At 67.2% G+C, this 17,019-nt stretch carries 11 protein-coding genes, 1 pseudogene and 1 riboswitch; of the genes and pseudogenes, 7 read left to right on the top strand and 5 right to left on the bottom strand.

Going from position 1 to position 17,019, the window contains the following annotated elements; genetic code table 11:
- Complete coding sequence (locus tag H7A86_RS19660; RefSeq protein WP_164739707.1) at window positions 1–450, top strand: 3-dehydroquinate dehydratase; 450 nt, start codon at window positions 1–3, stop codon at window positions 448–450.
- Window positions 431–658 carry a hypothetical protein gene (locus H7A86_RS19655; RefSeq protein ID WP_119132462.1) on the top strand — a complete coding sequence of 76 codons (228 nt, stop codon included), beginning with the start codon at window positions 431–433 and terminating at the stop codon, window positions 656–658. The genes H7A86_RS19660 and H7A86_RS19655 overlap by 20 nt, the downstream gene beginning before the upstream one ends.
- Before the next feature lie 190 nt (window positions 659–848).
- Here the strand turns inward: H7A86_RS19655 and H7A86_RS19650 are convergent, their stop codons facing one another.
- Window positions 849–2,579, bottom strand: a complete 1,731-nt coding sequence (locus H7A86_RS19650; RefSeq protein ID WP_180707959.1) for an outer membrane protein assembly factor BamB family protein — start codon at window positions 2,577–2,579, stop codon at window positions 849–851.
- Window positions 2,580–3,149: 570 nt separating this feature from the next.
- Window positions 3,150–3,734, bottom strand: coding sequence for a gluconokinase (locus H7A86_RS19645; RefSeq protein ID WP_115678117.1), 585 nt, complete (start codon window positions 3,732–3,734; stop codon window positions 3,150–3,152).
- Between the two features lie 158 nt (window positions 3,735–3,892).
- Between H7A86_RS19645 and H7A86_RS19640 the strand changes: the two genes are divergently transcribed.
- The 3 genes from H7A86_RS19640 to H7A86_RS19630 all read left to right on the top strand — a co-directional run bounded on the left by H7A86_RS19640 (window position 3,893) and on the right by H7A86_RS19630 (window position 11,704).
- Window positions 3,893–5,275: an MFS transporter gene (locus tag H7A86_RS19640; RefSeq protein ID WP_119129889.1), complete on the top strand. Its 1,383-nt coding sequence runs from the start codon at window positions 3,893–3,895 to the stop codon at window positions 5,273–5,275.
- Window positions 5,276–5,337: 62 nt separating this feature from the next.
- Window positions 5,338–7,692: a GH36-type glycosyl hydrolase domain-containing protein gene (locus H7A86_RS19635; protein ID WP_180708178.1), complete on the top strand. Its 2,355-nt coding sequence runs from the start codon at window positions 5,338–5,340 to the stop codon at window positions 7,690–7,692.
- A 562-nt stretch (window positions 7,693–8,254) separates the two neighbouring features.
- Window positions 8,255–11,704, top strand: coding sequence for a hybrid sensor histidine kinase/response regulator (locus H7A86_RS19630; protein ID WP_119132460.1), 3,450 nt, complete (start codon window positions 8,255–8,257; stop codon window positions 11,702–11,704).
- Window positions 11,705–11,886: 182 nt separating this feature from the next.
- On the opposite strand, the pseudogene H7A86_RS19625 reads toward H7A86_RS19630, so the two are convergent.
- From H7A86_RS19625 to H7A86_RS19615, 3 genes and pseudogenes are all read right to left on the bottom strand, one after another.
- Window positions 11,887–12,063: pseudogene (locus H7A86_RS19625) on the bottom strand (manganese efflux pump); the annotation flags it as partial.
- A gap of 89 nt (window positions 12,064–12,152) precedes the next feature.
- Entirely contained in the window at window positions 12,153–12,737 is a 585-nt protein-coding gene (locus H7A86_RS19620; RefSeq protein ID WP_115678224.1) for a manganese efflux pump MntP, read from the bottom strand.
- Window positions 12,738–12,749: 12 nt separating this feature from the next.
- Window positions 12,750–12,912, bottom strand: a riboswitch (yybP-ykoY riboswitch).
- Between the two features lie 627 nt (window positions 12,913–13,539).
- Window positions 13,540–14,289, bottom strand: a complete 750-nt coding sequence (locus H7A86_RS19615; protein WP_115051111.1) for an IclR family transcriptional regulator — start codon at window positions 14,287–14,289, stop codon at window positions 13,540–13,542.
- A 180-nt stretch (window positions 14,290–14,469) separates the two neighbouring features.
- Between H7A86_RS19615 and fucP the strand changes: the two genes are divergently transcribed.
- A complete protein-coding gene (fucP, locus tag H7A86_RS19610) occupies window positions 14,470–15,774 on the top strand; it encodes an L-fucose:H+ symporter permease (RefSeq protein WP_119132459.1) in 1,305 nt (434 codons plus the stop codon).
- On the top strand, window positions 15,771–16,136 hold the full coding sequence (locus tag H7A86_RS19605; RefSeq protein WP_104585593.1) for an L-fucose mutarotase: 366 nt from the start codon (window positions 15,771–15,773) through the stop codon (window positions 16,134–16,136). Before fucP ends, H7A86_RS19605 begins: the two co-directional genes overlap by 4 nt.
- Window positions 16,137–17,019 lie beyond the last annotated feature (883 nt).

The following is a 17,019-nucleotide window of genomic DNA, read 5'->3' as shown; positions in this document are numbered from 1 at the left end:
ATGTCGATCATGATCGTGCGTGGTCCGGAGGCATCGTTGCCGCTGGTGCGTGGGCCGCAGCCGTTGCCGCGGGCGGTGATCCGCCAACTGGTGGCGTGCGCGGGCGATGCGGGCAAGACCGTGGCGCTGCGTGCCTGCGGGTCGGAGCAGGAGCTGCTGGATGCCTTGCGCGTGGCCGGGCAGGCGCGGATGGAAATCGCGTTGATCGATCCGGGCAGCTGCGTGGACAGTGCGCGCCTGCACCGTGTGCTGGGGGCGTTGCCGTATCCGTTCGTGGAGGCCCACGACGATAGCGTGGACCGACCGGAGCGTTGCCTGCCGGAGGGTTTCGGCCAACGTATCGCGACGGTGCGCGGCTACTGCGCGCAGAGCTATCTGCTGGGGCTGGAGATTGCGTTGGAACATCTGGGCTGCACGGAGATCCAGGGCGATGTCCACGTCGGTACCTGAGCTGCGCAAGTTGCATTACTTCGCCGACTACGAAGGCTATTGCGATGGTCGGCCGGTGCTGTGGGGGCAACTGGCCCACAGCGTGGACGTGCCCGCCGATGGCATGCTGGATGCGGCCGGGCTGGTCGCTGCGTTGCGCCGTCGTGCGGCCGAGGCGCACGGGCTGGAAGCCGGGCAGATCCGCCTGTGCCAGGTCACGCGCCTGTAGCTGCGAACCTCAGGTTAGCGCGTGGACGCATCGCGTCGCTGCGGGAGGTGCGGCATTGCCTTGTCGCTTCTCCCGCGCAGCGCTTGCAGCCACAAATCGCCCAATCCCGATCGCAAAAAACACCGCCGCCCGAAGGCGGCGGTGTCGTGGCGCGACTGAACGCGTGATTGCCGTTCGCCGAGGATGCTGCCTACTTCGCTGCCGCGGTATCCGGCACGAACTTGGTCAGCTGGTTGGCCGTCGCCGCCGTGCCGAAGTTGAAGCGGCCGTAGCCGGCGCCCCAGTACAGCGCGCCGTCCACGATGGCCGGCGAGGCGAGCACCGAGCCGGTGGCGTCGTGGTTCCACAGCGTGGCGCCGGTGTCGGCATCAAGGGCAACCATGTTGCCGGCCATCGACCCGGCGTAGAGCAGGTTCGGTGACACCGTCAGCGAGCCCTGGCCACCGGCCGGCACGGTCGGATTCACGCGGTTGATGCCGGGCACCTTGACCTGCCACTTGATCCTGCCGGTGGCTGCATCCAGCGCGGCCCACGAGCCGCCATTGTGGCTCTGGGTGTTCGCCGGTCCCAGCGTATAGGTGGCGTTGGTGCTGTTGTTGATGGCCACGTAGACCTGCGACTTGTACGGGTCGAACGCAGTGCCCCACTCGACGCCGCCGGTGGTGCCGCCGGGGCCGACCTGGGTCGACCACACCTTGGCACCGGTCTTGGCGTCGAAGGCCCAGTAGATGCCGCTCTTCTGCCCTGCGCCGACCAGTTGCTGCGCCTTGCCGTCGCGCCATACGGTGAACAGCTGCACGCCGGCACCGCCGAAGTCGTAATCAGGACCGGTCAGGTTGGTTGCCTGGGTGTTCGGGCACAGGCCATTGGTGGGCGCCACGATGCACGACAGGTTCCAGGCGTCGTAGCCTTGAGCACGGTCGGCCCAGACCAGCTTGCCGGTGTCCAGATTCAACGAGACCACCGAGTCGACGTAGTTGTCCGGGGCCATGCACGCCAGTTCGTCCTGCACGGTGAGTTCGCTGCCGCGGTAGGAGCGCGCGTTGGAGACGCAGTTACCCACGCTGGCGGGAATGTTGTAGTTGTTGCCGGTGCCGAAATACAGGCGGCGGCTGATCGGGTCGATCGCCACCTGGCCCCACACCGATGCGCCGGTATACCCCTCGGGCACGTTGTAGAACTGCCACACCTTTTTGCCGGTACTCAGATCCAGTGCCACCACGCTGCCGCGGAAACTGAAGGTGTGGGTCGAATCCAGGTTGCCCCAGTCGCCGGAGGAAATGCCCACGTAAATGCGGTTGCCGTAGATCACCGGCGAGGAGGTGATGCGCGCCTGCGGGTTGGCTTCGGCGGTGGTCTTCCACAGCAGCTTGCCGGTCTTCTTGTCGATGGCCAGCACGGTACCGGCGGCCTGGTCGCCGACGATGATGCTGTTGGCGCTGATGGCCGGAGTGTTGCGCGTCACCGAGTTGGCATTGCCGGTGTATTCGGACAGCTTGGCCTGCCAGTTCGGCTTGCCGGTCTGGGTGTCGACGCTATACAGCGTGCCGCCCCAGTCGGGCACGTACAACGTGCCACCTTCCACGCTCGGCGTGGCCGAGATGTCGCCGGTAGTGGTCAGGGTCCACGCCGGGACGAGGCCCTTGACGGTGGTGCGGTTGATCTTCCACTCGCCCGGCGCGAAGCGCTGGTTCAAGTAGCCGCCGCCGGCGGTGGTCCAGCTGGTGGGGCTGGCGAACGGAAGGTCTTTGCCGAAGCTGCGCCAGATCTGGCTGGAGCCTGCGAAGGCCTGGGTATCCAGGGACGACACCGGCTGTTGTGCGGTTGCGGGGCCGGGCTGGGCGAAAGCCACTGCGCTGGCAAGCAGGCAGGGAACGAGCGTCAAACTGCGAAATCGCAAGCGGCGAATTGAATGTGTCATCACGGCATGTCCATAGATGGAAGGAAGCGCTGGATCCCCCCGGATCTGCCGAGTGAAGATGGCCGATCGGCGAGACCATGCAACACACGCATGTCGCTGCATTCATTCAACGGTCGGGTCCGGTCGCATCTGGTACGACCAGCTCGCAAAAATTGCGTTCAGCCTGTTCGGTATTCGCACAAATACTGATGATTCATCACTATCTGCACCAGACGCAATAGGAAAAATGATTGGCCGCGAGACCGGCGTATTGCCTGCAAATCAATGGTCTGCAAAAAGTAACCAGGAAATTTTGCGCCACCTTGTCAGGTTGGTCACGGTGTTGAACAGCGCCCCTCTCCCCAGGGGGCGAGAAGGCACTGTTTGCGCGCCACTGGCGCGCGTGCCTTGGAGCGCCCGCGTCGCAAACGCCGGCCGGGGCGCGGAGCGGGGGTTGGGGTGAGGGTACGGGGCGATGCCACACGAGAGACTGGATTGCGTGGCTTCGCACCTACCCTCGCCCGCCCCTTCGGGGCAGCTTCTCCCGGAGCGAGAAGAAAACAGCCATGCAGGGCTGCGTTATCTTTTACGTCAGGCGCTTTGAGGCGAGGGCGCGACGCTGTGCGCCGCATTGGGCGCGATCAGCGCCAACTGCGCGATGGCATCCTGCACCACCTCCGCCACCGTGGCGTCCACATCCACCGATACCACGTCGGCTTCGTCCAGCGGCAATTCCAGTGTCTGCAACTGGCTGTCGAGCAGGCTGGCCGGCATGAAATGGCCGGCGCGCGCGCTCAGGCGTGCGGCGATCACGTGCGGGGCCGCGTGCAGGAACACGAAGCGCAGCGGAATGCCGCTGCGGCGCAGCAATTGACGATGCGTGCCGCGCAAGCCCGAGAACGCGAGCACCACCGACTCGCCGGCCTGGACGCAGTCGCGCAAGGTGGCCGCCAGCAACTCCACCCACGGCAGGCGCATCGCATCGGTGAGCGGTTGGCCTGCGGCCATCTGCGCGCGTGCGGCCACGCTGTGGTAATCGTCGGCGTCCAGAAAACGGTAGCCGTAATGCGCTGCCAGGGCCTGCGCGATGGTGGTCTTGCCGCTGCCGGAAACGCCCATCACCACGATGGCCAGGGGCGAAGCGGACGCGGGTGTAGCGGGGGCTGCGGTGTCCATCACGTCAGGTTATATCTCCGGAGCGATTCGGCATTTTGCCGGATTTCACGTTGGCGGCAGCCGATGCGTGGTGTAGCGTCGGCGCTCCTCGCCAGGTGAGCGGGCCGCCCAGCGTAACGGCGCGCTCGGCCGGGTTCAACGCACTCCAAGGTCTGCCGATGCCGTCATCGCCTGCACCGTCTCCTGCATCGGCGCGCCTGCGCTGGCGCGAAAAGCTGGGCTACGGCGCCGGCGATCTGGGCCTGAATCTGTACTGGGCTAACATCTCCGCGTTCTTGCTGATCTTCTACACCGACACCATGCATCTGCCGGCAGCGGCCGTGGGCACGATGATCCTGTTGACCAAGATCGCCGATGCGATCGCCGATCCGGCGATGGGGGCATTGGCCGATCGCACGCGCAGCCGCTGGGGCAAGTTCCGCCCGTACCTGCTGTGGGGCGCGGTGCCGATGGCGGTGACCGGTGTGCTGGCCTACACCACGCCTGCGCTGGACCAGAACGGGCGCATGTGGTGGGCCACGATCAGCTTCCTGGTGATGATGCTGGCCTACACCGTGGTGAGCATTCCGTACTCGGCATTGTCGGGCGTGATCACCGCCGACAGCAGCCAGCGCACCAGCTTGATCAGCCTGCGCTTCATCGCCGCGTTCGCCGGCACCACGCTGGTCAATTACTGCACCCTGGACCTGGTGGCGTGGCTCGGTGCCGGCAACGATGCGCTGGGCTGGCAGCGTACGATGATGCTGTACGGCGCGGTGGCGGTGGCGCTGTTCGTGACCGTGGCGCTGACCACGCGCGAGCGCGTGCAGCCACCGCCGCAACAGCGCACGCCGGTCCGCCGGGACATCGCCGACCTGCTGCAGAACAAACCCTGGTGCGTGCTGTTCGTGCTGTCGTTGATCATCATGATCACCATTGTCATGCGCGGCGGTGCGGGCGTGTATTACCTCAAGTACTACGTGCAGCGGCCGGAGCTGACCGGGCTGTTCCTGGGCGGCTATTCGGTGTCCTTGGCGGTGGGTGCGGCGATCACGCCGCTGCTGACACGGCATTGGGACAAGCGCCAGTTGATGACCGCGCTGATGGCGATGGTGGGCGTGTTGAGCTGCCTGATGTTTTTCATTCCTGCCGATGCGGTGTGGGCGATCTTCGCGTTGAACATGTTGATCGGGCTGGCGCTGGGGCCGAAGTCGCCGCTGGCCTTTTCGATGTATGCCGACAGCGCCGACTACACCGAGTGGCGCACCGGCCGGCGCGCCACCGCGATGACCTTTGCCGCCGCGACCTTCTCGCAAAAGCTCGGTGGCGCGCTGGCGTCGGCCGGCATCGCCTGGGTGCTGGCGGGCATGGGCTATGTGGCCAACAGCGCACAGTCGGCCGGGTCGTTGACCGGCATCGTGCTGCTGCTGACGGTGATCCCGGGCGCGGTGGCGCTGCTGGCGGCCTGGACCATGCGTTTCTATCCACTCGATGACGGCCTGTTGCGCCGCATCCAACACGAACTGGCCGCGCGCAAGCGCGACGAACAGGAGCACCGCTGACCGTGTCCGCACTTTCCCAGGCTGATTCCAGCACCACGTCCAACGACGATCTGTCCGCGTTGCTGGCGCCCAGCGCCGACGGCACGCGGTATGCGCTCTACAGCCCCACCGCGATGCCGAACGCGGGCGCATTCCTGTGGAACCGCCGCATGATGCTGCAGCTCACCTGCCGTGGTTACGCCACCGGGCAGTTCATGCAGCCGGAGCCGGCCAAGTATGCCCATGCGCCACTGCTGGAGGCGCGCAACTTCATGATGCCCGAGCAGCCCTACTACGCGCATCATCCCGGGCGCTTCTTCTATCTCAAGGACGAAGACAGCGGCGCGTTGTATTCGGTGCCGCACGAACCGGTGCGCGCGCCGCCGGAGCAGTTTGCGTTTTCCGCCGGCAAGCACGATGTGCGCTGGCGGGTGCGCCATGACGGCATCGTGGTGGAGCTGTGCGTGGCGTTGCCCACCGACGATGCGGTGGAGCTGTGGGAGTGCCGCGTGCATAACCTGTCCGGCCGCACACGCCGGCTCAGCCTGTATCCGTATTTCCCCATCGGCTACATGTCGTGGATGCATCAGGGCGGCGCCTACGAGCCGGCGCTGGGCGGCATCGTCTGCCGTAGCGTGACGCCGTATCAGAAGGTGCAGGATTATTTCCGCCAGCGTGACTTCAAGGACTGCACCTTCCTGCTGCACGAGCAGCCGCCGGTGGCCTGGGACGCGCAGCAGACGGCCTTCGAAGGCGAGGGTGGCCTGCATGCGCCCTCGGCCATCCAGGCCGAGCAGCTGGGCAATAGCGATGCGCACTACGAGAACCCGGCCGCCGCGTTGCAGTATCGGCTGACGCTGGACGTCGATGCGGCAAGCGTGTACCGCTTCGCGTTCGGGCCGGCCAAGGACGATGCGGAGATCGCCGCGCTGCGTGCGCGTTATCTGTCCGAAGCCGGCTTTGCTGCCGCCGCGCGCGACTACGCGCAGTATCTGCAGGGCGGGCGGGGTTGCGCGCAGATCGCCACGCCCGATCCGGCCCTGGACAACCTGGTCAATCATTGGTTGCCGCGGCAGGTGTTCTATCACGGCGACGTCAATCGCCTGACCACCGATCCGCAGACGCGCAACTATCTGCAGGACCACATGGGCATGGCCTACCTGCAGCCGGCCACCGCACGCGCGGCGTTGCTGCACGCGCTCTCGCAGCAGGAACCCAGCGGTGCGATGCCGGACGGCATCCTGCTGGTGGAAGGCGCCGAGCTGAAATACATCAACCAGGTGCCGCATACCGATCACTGCGTGTGGTTGCCGATCTTCCTGAGCGCCTATCTGGCCGAAACCGGCGATGCCAGCGTGCTCGACGCGGTGGTCCGCACGCAGGACGGGCAGGCGCTGAGCGTGGCCGAGCGCCTGGATGCGGCCATGCAATGGTTGCTGGACGCACGCGACGCCCGCGGCCTGAGTTTCATCGCCCAGGGTGACTGGAACGACCCGATGAACATGGTCGGCTGGCGCGGCAAGGGCGTGTCCGGCTGGCTCACCGTGGCCACCGCGTATGCACTGCGGCTGTGGTCGGGCATCTGTGCAGCGCATGGGCGAAGCGCGCAGGCAGAAACGTTTGCGCAGGCCGTGCAGACGGTCAATGCCGATGCCAATCGGGAATTGTGGGACGGCAACTGGTATGCGCGCGGCATCACCGACGACGGCGTGCGCTTCGGCATCGCCGACGATGTGGAAGGACGCATCTATCTCAATCCGCAGAGCTTTGCGCTGCTGGCCGGCACCGCCGATGCCGCGCAGCGCGACGCCTTGCTGGAGGCGGTGCGCGAACAGCTGCATACGCCGTACGGGCCGGTGATGCTGGCCCCGGCGTACACGCATATGCGCGACGACGTGGGCCGGTTGACGCAGAAGTGGCCGGGCGCCGCGGAAAATGGCGCGGTCTACAACCATGCGGTGGCGTTCTACCTGTACAGCCTGTACCAGATTGGCGAAGCCGACCGCGCCTGGGAGATCCTGCGCGCAATGCTGCCCGGCCCCACCCGCCAGGACGTGCTGCAGCGCGGCCATCTGCCGGTGTCGTTGCCCAATTACTATCGCGGCGCCTGGCATCAATATCCACGCACGGCCGGGCGGTCCAGCCAGCTGTTCAACACCGGCACGGTGGCCTGGGTGTATCGCTGCGTGCTCGAAGGCCTGTTCGGCCTGGTCGGCGAGGGCGATGCATTGGCGATCCGCCCGCAGCTGCCCACGCACTGGCCGCACGCGCAGGTGACGCGCCAGTTCCGCGGCGCGCAGTTCGAGGTGACGCTGACACGGGAGCCGGGACGCACGCAGGTAGACGTTGACGTGGATGGAGCCGCTTGCCCGGACCAGCGTGTGCACGGCATCGTCGCCGGCCGTACGTATCGGGTGCAGGTGCGCCTGCCGGGCTGACGGCCCTCACCCGCCCTTCGGGCACCCTCTCCCGCAGGCGGGAGAGGGGGGCGGGCCACCACCGGGTGGCCGCTGCATCATCGCCTGATCGCGACAACGGCGCATCGTCGCCCGACCGTGCACATCCTCGTACCGCCATGCGGCAGACGTCCCTGCCGGCTGCCTGAGTGGGTGGGCCGGAGATGCGACAGGCGAGCGCATGGCGCACACCGCAACCGCGCTCCCTTCTCCCGTCTGCGGGAGAAGGTGCCCGAAGGGCGGATGGGGGGCGCTTGACCCTTAGCCCAATGCCTCTTGCCACAGGCTGATTCAAAGGGCCGGCTGCCCGGCAGCACGAAACGCATGCATCGCCACACCAACACCACTCCTCAGGCAAGTGTACGGCGCACGCCGCAACCGCAGTCCCTTCTCCCGCATGCGGGAGAAGGTGCCCGAAGGGCGGATGAGGGGCCTCTGACGCTTCACGCTCCGCCAACCAGTCCGGCACGAACCCCCAACCCCCAATCCCGATTCCCCACTGCGTAAACTCCCAGGCTCGCCTCGCGCCGCCTAGGAACGCCCCTTGGTCTCAAGCTGGATCCTGCTGCTGGTTTCCGTCGGCTATGCCGCGCTGCTGTTCGGCGTGGCGTGGTGGGGTGACCGTCGTCCGCTGTACCCGGAGCGGCCGTGGCTGCGGCCAGCGGTCTACAGCCTGGCGCTGGCGGTGTACTGCTCGTCGTGGACCTTCTACGGCGCGGTCGGCTCGGCGGTGCGCAACGGCATCGGCTATCTGCCGATCTACTTGGGCCCGCTGCTGTTGCTGCTGTTCGGCTGGCGCATCATCGAGCGGCTGGCGCTGATCGCACGCGCCGAGAACACCGTTTCCATCGCCGATTTCATTTCGTCGCGCTATGGCCGTTCGCGGCGGCTGGCGGCGCTGGTGGCGGTGATCGCGCTGGTCGGCATCGTTCCGTATCTGGCCCTGCAGTACAAGGCAGTGGCGATGAGCCTGGAGGTGCTGACCGGGCATAGCAGTGCCGGGCGCGGCATCTTTGCCGACCCGGCGCTGTACGTGGCGCTGTTGATGGCCTTGTTCGCGACCTTGTTCGGCACCCGCCAGGTCGATGCCACCGAACACCACCGCGGCATGATGCTGGCGATCGCGCTGGAGTCGGTGATCAAGTTGATCGCCATCGTCGCGGTGGGCCTGTTCGCCTGGGTGTGGCTGAGCGATCACCAGGTGCCCATCGCCGACTCGGCGCGCACCTTGTTCGAGCACACCCCGTCGGTGGGCTTCATTTCGCAGACCTTGCTGAGCTTCCTGGCGGTGATCTGCCTGCCGCGCCAGTTCCATGTGGCGGTGGTGGAATGCAGCGACGTCGGCGACATCCGGCGCGCGCGCTGGTTGTTCGGCGCCTACCTGGTGATCATCTCGGCGATGGTGGTGCCGATCGCATCGGCCGGCGTGGCCTTGTTCGGCAAGGGCAGCACGGTGGTCGACGATGCGGTGGTGCTGGCGCTGCCGCTGAGCCAGGGCAACACCGTGCTGGCGCTGGTGGCGTATGTGGGCGGGTTTTCCGCCGCCACCGGCATGGTGATCGTGGCCAGCATCGCGTTGGCCACGATGGTCAGCAACGACCTGGTGATGCCGGTGCTGCTGCGCCGCCGTGGCAGCGCCGATGCGCGCGCGGCGGTGGCCTCGCGGGTGTTGTGGATCCGCCGCGTCGCCATCCTGCTGCTGGCGCTGATCGCCTACGGCTACCACCGCAGCGTGGCCAACGACACCACCTTGGCCGCCTACGGCCTGATGGCCTTTGCGGCAGTGGCACAGTTCGCGCCGGGGGTGATCGGTGGGCTGTACTGGCGCGGCGCCAGCCGCAAGGGCGTGGAGACCGGCATGGTGCTGGGCTTCATGACCTGGATCTACACGCTGCTGCTGCCGGCCGCCACGCGCGCGGGCTGGCTGCAGCCGGACTGGCTGGTGGACGGGCCGTTCGGCATCGCCTGGTTGCAGCCGCAGCAGCTGTTCGGCATGCATGGCTGGGACCCGCTGGCGCATGGCACGTTCTGGTCGCTGCTGATCAATGTCGGCGCGATGATGCTGGTTTCCGCACGCTGGCGCCCCGGGGTGGACGAGCGCCTGCGCGCCGCGCCATTCCTGGACCCGTACGCGCAGCGCCCGGCGGTGGCCGGCGACTGGCCCGGGCATGTGCGCGTGGCCGACCTGCAGGCCCTGGCCGAGCGCGTGGTGGGCGAGCGGCATGCGCATCGCGCCTTCGTCGACCAGGCGGTGCTGCTGGAGCGCGAGCTGCAGCCCACCGTGGTGGCCGATCGCGCCTGGGTACAGTTCACCGAGCGCCTGCTGGCCGCCTCGATCGGCGCGGCCTCCGCACGCCTGGTGCTGACCAGCCTGTTGCGCGGTTCGGGCATGGACCTGGGCGAGGTGGTGGCGGTGCTGGACGAAGCCGGCCAGGAGCTGCGCTTCAACCGCGAGATCCTGTCCACCACGCTGGAAAACATCAGCGCCGCGGTCAGCGTGGTCGACCCGGACATGCGCCTGACCGCGTGGAATCGCCGCTACCAGCAGCTGTTCGGCTATCCGGACGGCATGCTGTATGTCGGCCGCCCGGTGGCCGACCTGATCCGCTACAACGCCGAGCGCGGCGAGCTGGGCGAGGGCGATATCGAAGACCAGATCGATCGCCGTATCCGCCATATGCGCGCCGGCTCGCCGCATGTGTTCGAGCGCACCCGCAGCGACGGCAAGGTGATCGAGATGCGTGGCCAGGCGCTGCCCGGCGGCGGCTATGTCACCAGCTACAACGACATCACCGACTACAAACGTGCCGAACGTGCGCTGCTGGACGCCAACGAGAACCTGGAACAGCGCGTGGCCGATCGCTCGCGCGAGGCCGAGCTGGCACAGCAATCCAAGACGCGCTTTCTGGCTGCCATCAGCCACGACGTGTTGCAGCCGCTCAATGCCGCGCGGCTGTTTGCTTCGGCCTTGCGCGAGAGCCACCAGAACAACGAGGAGCAACGCCATCTGGCCGAGCGCGTGGATGCCTCGCTGCGCGCGGCCGAGGAGTTGCTCGATGGCCTGCTCGACGTCTCGCGGCTGGATGCCGGCGGCCTGCGGCCCACGGTCGAGGACTTCGATGCCAGCGCGCTGATGCATGAACTGGCCGCGCAATACGCGCCGGTGGCGTCCAGCCGCGGCCTGCAGCTGCAGGTGCACAGCCGCCCGCTGTGGGTGCGCAGCGACCGCCGTCTGCTGCGCCGGGTGATGCAGAACTTCCTGGCCAATGCGCTGCGCTACACGCGCCAGGGCCGCATCGTGCTGGGCATGCGCGGCCGCGGCGACCAGGTGGAACTGCAGGTGTGGGATACCGGCCCGGGCATTCCCGAGCACCACATGCGGCAGATCTTCGAAGAGTTCCGCCGCTATCAGCAGCCGTTCGACTGGGGCGAGCAGGGCCTGGGGCTGGGCCTGTCGATCTGCCAGCGCATCTCGCGCCTGCTCGACCACGACCTGAGCGCGCGCAGCCAGGTCGGCCGCGGCAGCATGTTCTCGATCCTGCTGCCGCGCGTGGCGGCAGTGCCGCTGCCACCGGTGCTGCCGGTGGCGGTGGCGCGCGCGCTGCCCAGCGGCGATTCGCTGGCGGGCCTGCGCGTGCTGTGCGTGGACAACGACCGCGAAATCCTCGACGGCATGCGCGCCTTGCTCGGTCGCTGGCAGGTGGAGGTGATCACCGCCAGCACGGTGGATCAGGCGCTGGAACGCGCGCGCGAGCAACCGGACCTGATGCTGGTGGATTACCACCTGCACGACCGGCTCGATGGCCTGGACACGCTGGATGCGCTGCAGGCCGCCGCCCCTGCACCGATTGCCGGCGCGCTGCTCACCGCCGATGGCCGCGATGAACTCAAGCAGCTCGCGCGCGAACGTGGCTATCGCCTGCTGACCAAACCGGTGAAGCCGGCCTCGTTACGCGCGTTCCTGAGTGCGCATCACGATGCGAAAACGCGCTGACGGGTGCATCCCTGCCATCACCGCGACATGCGGCGATGCAGGCGGCATCGAGTAAACATCCCACGATGCCGACCGCGCACGGAGCGCATGCCCTGCATCGTAGGAGCGCACCCGGGCGCGAGGGGCTTTATCGATAACGCCTCGTCGCGCCCAGGTGCGCTCCTACGGCAGACCGCTGCGTGCTATGCGGCGCCGCTGAGGTGTTCGTAGAGGATGACGCTGCCGACGATCACCAGGATCACGCCGCCGAGGATCTCGGCGCGCTTGCCGATCAGGTTGCCGAGCGCGCGGCCCAGCACGCGGTCTAATACGCGGCCCAGCTTGACGCCTGCGGTGGTCATGCACGGAGCGCACTGCCCTGCATCGTAGGAGCGCACCTGGGCGCGAGGGGCTTTATCGATAACGCCTCGTCGCGCCCAGGTGCGCTCCTACGGCAGACCGCTGCGTGCTACGCGGCACCGCTGAGGTGTTCGTAGAGGATGACGCTGCCGACGATCACCAGGATCACGCCACCGAGGATCTCGGCGCGCTTGCCGATCAGGTTGCCGAGCACGCGGCCCAGCATGACGCCTGCGGTGACCATGCTGAAGGTGCACAGCCCGACCACCACCGCCACCACGCCGATATGCACGTCCAGAAACGCCAGGCTCACGCCGACCGCCATCGCATCGATGCTGGTGGCAAAACCCGTGGTGGCCAGGGCGAGCAGGCCGTGCCGTTTTGGCGTGTCGGCAGCTGCATCTTCGATCTCGTCGGCTTCGTTGCGCAGGCCGGCCACAATCATGTGCAGGCCCAGGCCGCCGAGCAGCACGAAGGCAATCCAGTGATCGAACGCACGCAGGTGGCTGGACGCGGCGCGCCCCAGCAGCCAGCCGATCACCGGGGTGATCGCCTCGATGCTGCCGAAGATCAGACCGGCGCGTAGCGCATCGCGCCACTGCGGCTTGCGCATGGCCGCGCCCTTGCCGATCGCTGCGGCAAACGCATCGGTGGACATCGCAAAACCGATCAAAACAATGGAAAAAGGGGACATCGACATTCTCGGGTTGGGCACGATCGCAACGACATGCGCCCGCGCCAACCGTTGTTGTGCGCGCATGCCGCTGGTCTCGCCAAACCACGATTGGTTGCCTGCACCACGGCGCAATGGCCGAGTATGTTGATGCAGGCGCTTTCGATGGACGAAAGCAGGCTACTCCCCAAGGGGGCGCGCAGTGTAGCAACGCATGGCCGCGTTCGGTGCGCCTGCACTGCACGCGAAGGTCGGTCTGATCTTTATAGCCGTGGCTATTGCGACCCGGGATTTACGCGGGTTTTTGCCTTGTTTCCAGGCGCCAGGGCCCGGACGGCAGGTCCACCCACCGGTCGGATGTGGTGCCCGATTGCCTTGGCTATGATGACGAACGGTCTCCACGCCGATGAAGCAGGCAGCGAAAAACGTTGGGGAAAAGCCGCTGATGTGGGATGTGCTGCAAGCAGTGCGATATGGAACTCCGTGGCTGGACGTGCGTGCGTGCATGCGCCGGCGCCGGCTTGCCGCTGTCTTTCAGGACGCCGATACAGGCATGCAGCGATCAGCAACATGCAGCGATGCGCCGCTTTCCGGAACACCGCGATGTGCGCGGCCTGCGACGCCGCAGCGGGTGCAGGCGACACCGGTCGGATGAAGTGCGATGGCCAGGCTGCCATCGCAGCCGCAGCACTCCGGAAAAATCACCCAGCGCTACACGCACAGGCTCAGCCGCGCAGCGGGTAGACGCCAGAGCCAACCGCCGGCAGCGCGCAGCGGGGAACCACCAGCACCGACGCAAACAAACGCCCGGCCCGGGCCACGGCTACAGCAACGCTGCGGAGATCTCCGCCGTCGCCGCGCACAAGGCCTGCAGCGCCGCGTGCGGGCCGACCAGCTCCGGGCGGCGTGCGATGAACGGAACGGTCAGCGTATAGGTCGCGCTGCCGCGTTGCAGGATCGGTGCGGTCAGGTCGACCACGCCCACCACCGCTTCGCTGGGCTGCATGGCATAGCCGTCGTTGCGCGCCTGCGCGGCGGCCGCCAGGAACTGCGCACGTTCGAACGGCACCTCGCTGGCGTCGAGCATGTCCAGCCAGCGCGCCTGCACCTCCGGCTGCTGGAACGCGAACAGCACCAGCCCGGAACTGGAATGGGTCAGCGGGCGGCGATGGCCCGGGCGCACCACCAGGCCCAGATCGCTGGGCACGTCCATCTGCGCGATCACCACGATCTGGTCGCCGGACGGTGCCACCAGGTGGCAGGGCTGACAGATCGCATCGGCCAGCCGCCGCATCACCGGCAACGCCGCTTCGCTGATGCTCTGCACCTGCGGCTGCTGCATGCCGAGCATGAACAGCCGATTGGTCAGCACATAGTCGCCCTCGCCGTCGCGGGTGAGATAACCGCGCTCCTCCAGCACCTGCAGCATGCGGAAGATCTCCCCGCGCGAGCGGCCGATGCCTTGCGAGATCGCGCCCATGCTCATCGGCTGGGCCTGGCGGGCGAGCAGTTCGAGGATGTCCAGGCCCTTGTCCAGGGCGGGGGCGCGGTACTTGGCGGGTTCGGTGCTCATCCGTCTGCGGCTCCAGGCAAGGCTGCGGCGCGCCAGGGTACAGGCATCGCGGGCAGCGGTGAGGGTCGGCCCTCGCGTGCAAATATAAACAAAGTTTTTATATTTGCATGGTGCTGGCCTGCGCAGTACGCTCGCCGCACAGCAACGCAAGCGCCACAGCCTTGGGAGGGGATCGGTCGCATGCATCACAGTGACATTGCCGCGTCACCGCGCGGCAACCTGGCGCGTACCGCCATGGTTCCCCTGTTGTTGATCGTCAGCCTGTTCTTTTTGTGGGGCATGGCCAACAACCTCAACGACATCCTGATCAAGCAGTTCAAGAAGGCCTTCGAGCTGACCGACCTGCAGGCAGGCCTGGTGCAGAGCGCGTTCTACCTGGGCTATTTCGTATTCGCGATGCCGGCGGCGATGTTCATGCGCCGCTACAGCTACAAGGCGGCCGTGGTGGTGGGCCTGCTGCTGTATGCATGCGGCGCGTTCCTGTTCTATCCGGCCGCGCAGGTGCATACCTACTGGCTGTTCCTGCTGGCCTTGTTCGTGATCGCCAGCGGCCTGGCGTTCCTGGAAACCACCGCCAACCCGCTGGTGACCGTGCTCGGCCCGGCAGAAGGCGCGGCGCGGCGGTTGAACCTGGCGCAGGCGTTCAACCCGTTGGGCTCGATCACCGGCGTGCTGGTCGGCCAGCACTTCATCTTCTCCGGCGTGGAGCACACCCCGGCCGAGCTGGCGGCGATGACGCCGGCCGCGCGCGCGGCGTTCTTCGCCACCGAATCGGCGGCGGTGCAGACGCCGTACCTGGTGATCGGCGCAGTGGTGGTGGTGTGGGCGATCCTGATTGCGCTGGTGCGCTTTCCCACCGGCGATGCCGGCCCGGGCGAGGCTGCGCCCAGGCGCGCACGCTTTAGCGAATTGCTGCGCAACCGGCTGTTCGTGTTTTCGGTGGTGGCGCAGTTCTTCTACGTGGGCGCGCAGGTTGGCATCTGGAGTTATCTGATCCGTTACCTGCAGGATGCGGTGCCGGGCACGCCGGAAAAAAGCGCCGCGACGTATCTGACCATCTCGCTGGTGCTGTTCATGGCCGGCCGCTTCATCGGCACCGCGCTGTTGCGCTATCTGGCGCCGGCCAGGCTGCTGGCGAGCTTTGCCACGATCAACCTGGTCTTGTGTGCGGTGGCGATTGCCTTCCCCGGTTGGACCGGCCTGTACGCGCTGGTGGCCGCAAGCGTGTTCATGTCGGTGATGTTTCCGACCATCTTTGCGTTGGGCCTGGACGGCATGCATGACGATGCGCGCAAGCTGGGCTCGTCCTTGCTGGTGATGTCGATCATCGGTGGTGCGCTGCTCACCGCGGTGATGGGCGCGGTGTCGGACCTGGCCGGTATCCACTGGGCGATGGTGGTGCCGGGTGGGTGCTTTGCGGTGATCCTGCTGTTCGCGTTGCGCGCACGGCGCGCGGCGCCGGTGATTGCTGGGGCAGGCGCATGAGCACGCGGCGGCTGTGCTACGTGCTGGATCTGCACGACGATGCGCAGTTGATCGCCGAGTACGAGCGTTGGCATCGGCCCAGCGAGGTCTGGCCGGAAGTGGTGGCCTCGTTGCAGCAGGCCGGCATCCTGGAGCTGGAGATCTTCCGCAGCGGCGACCGCCTGGTGATGCTGATGGAGGTCGGCGACACCTACGATCCGGCGGCCAAGGCCGCGCGGGATGCGGCCGATCCGCGGATCCAGGCCTGGGAAGACCTGATGTGGCGGTTCCAGAAACCGCTGCCGGGCAGCGCGCCTGGGGAGAAGTGGCGCGAGGCGGGGCGGATCTTTGCGTTGAGTGCGGCGATCGACGCGCAGCGCTAGCCGTGCCCCTCATCCGCCCTTCGGGCACCTTCTCCCGCTTGCGGGAGAAGGGAGCAGTCGCTTGGCGGGGCTGCGGTCCGGCCGGCCTGGCAATACCGGGTGGGGCGCTTGTGGGTCTGCGTCTTCGGCCTGGCGAACGGCTGACCGGCAGCATGCTGCAGACGCCCGACGGTGGGGACATGGCGCAGACGCCTACCAGATCTACGACCCGGAAACGTTCACCTGGATGGCGGAGCCGTTCCGGCCGCATCGCAGTCCCGGCCGGCCAACTGCTTCCTTCTCCCGCAGGAGGGAGAAGGTGCCCGCAGGGCGGATGAGGGGCTGCGCGCTCAGTCCTCGCCGTTGCCGGCCAGATCTTCGACCCGGAAACATTCACCTGGATGGCGGAGCCGTTCCGGCCGCATCGCAGTCCCGGCCGGCCAACTGCTTCCTTCTCCCGCAGGCGGGAGAAGGTGCCCGCAGGGCGGATGAGGGGCTGCGCGCTCAGTCCTCGCCGTTGCCGGCCAGATCTACGACCCGGAAACATTCACCTGGATGGCGGAGCCGTTCCGGTCGCATCGCAGTCCCGGCCGGACAACTGCTTCCTTCTCCCGCGCGCGGGAGAAGGTGCCCGCAGGGCGGATGAGGGGTTGCGCGCTCAGTCCTCGCCGTTGCCGGCCAGATCTACGACCCGGAAACGTTCACCTGGATGGCGGAGCCGTTCCGGCCGCATCGCAGTCCCGGCCGGATAACTGCTTCCTTCTCCCGGGTGCGGGAGAAGGTGCCCGCAGGGCGGATGAGGGGCTGCGCGCTCAGTCCTCGCCGTTGCCGGCCAGATCTACGACCCGGAAACATTCACTTGGATGGCGGAGCCGTTCCGGCCGCATCGCAGTCCCGGCCGGAC

Source organism: Xanthomonas euroxanthea (genome assembly GCF_903989455.1).
GTDB classification, from domain to species: Bacteria; Pseudomonadota; Gammaproteobacteria; order Xanthomonadales; family Xanthomonadaceae; genus Xanthomonas; species Xanthomonas euroxanthea.
This window is presented reverse-complemented; position numbering and strand designations above follow the sequence as displayed.

Excerpts from the sequence above, each read along its gene's own strand:
- H7A86_RS19645 (WP_115678117.1), bottom strand. The coding sequence starts at position 3,734 with ATGGACACCGCAGCCCCCGCTACACCCGCGTCCGCTTCGCCCCTGGCC.
- H7A86_RS19660 (WP_164739707.1), top strand. The coding sequence starts at position 1 with ATGTCGATCATGATCGTGCGTGGTCCGGAGGCATCGTTGCCGCTGGTG.
- H7A86_RS19605 (WP_104585593.1), top strand. The coding sequence starts at position 15,771 with ATGAGCACGCGGCGGCTGTGCTACGTGCTGGATCTGCACGACGATGCG.
- fucP (WP_119132459.1), top strand. The coding sequence starts at position 14,470 with ATGCATCACAGTGACATTGCCGCGTCACCGCGCGGCAACCTGGCGCGT.
- H7A86_RS19655 (WP_119132462.1), top strand. The coding sequence starts at position 431 with ATGTCCACGTCGGTACCTGAGCTGCGCAAGTTGCATTACTTCGCCGAC.
- H7A86_RS19640 (WP_119129889.1), top strand. The coding sequence starts at position 3,893 with ATGCCGTCATCGCCTGCACCGTCTCCTGCATCGGCGCGCCTGCGCTGG.
- H7A86_RS19650 (WP_180707959.1), bottom strand. The coding sequence starts at position 2,579 with ATGACACATTCAATTCGCCGCTTGCGATTTCGCAGTTTGACGCTCGTT.
- H7A86_RS19620 (WP_115678224.1), bottom strand. The coding sequence starts at position 12,737 with ATGTCCCCTTTTTCCATTGTTTTGATCGGTTTTGCGATGTCCACCGAT.
- H7A86_RS19615 (WP_115051111.1), bottom strand. The coding sequence starts at position 14,289 with ATGAGCACCGAACCCGCCAAGTACCGCGCCCCCGCCCTGGACAAGGGC.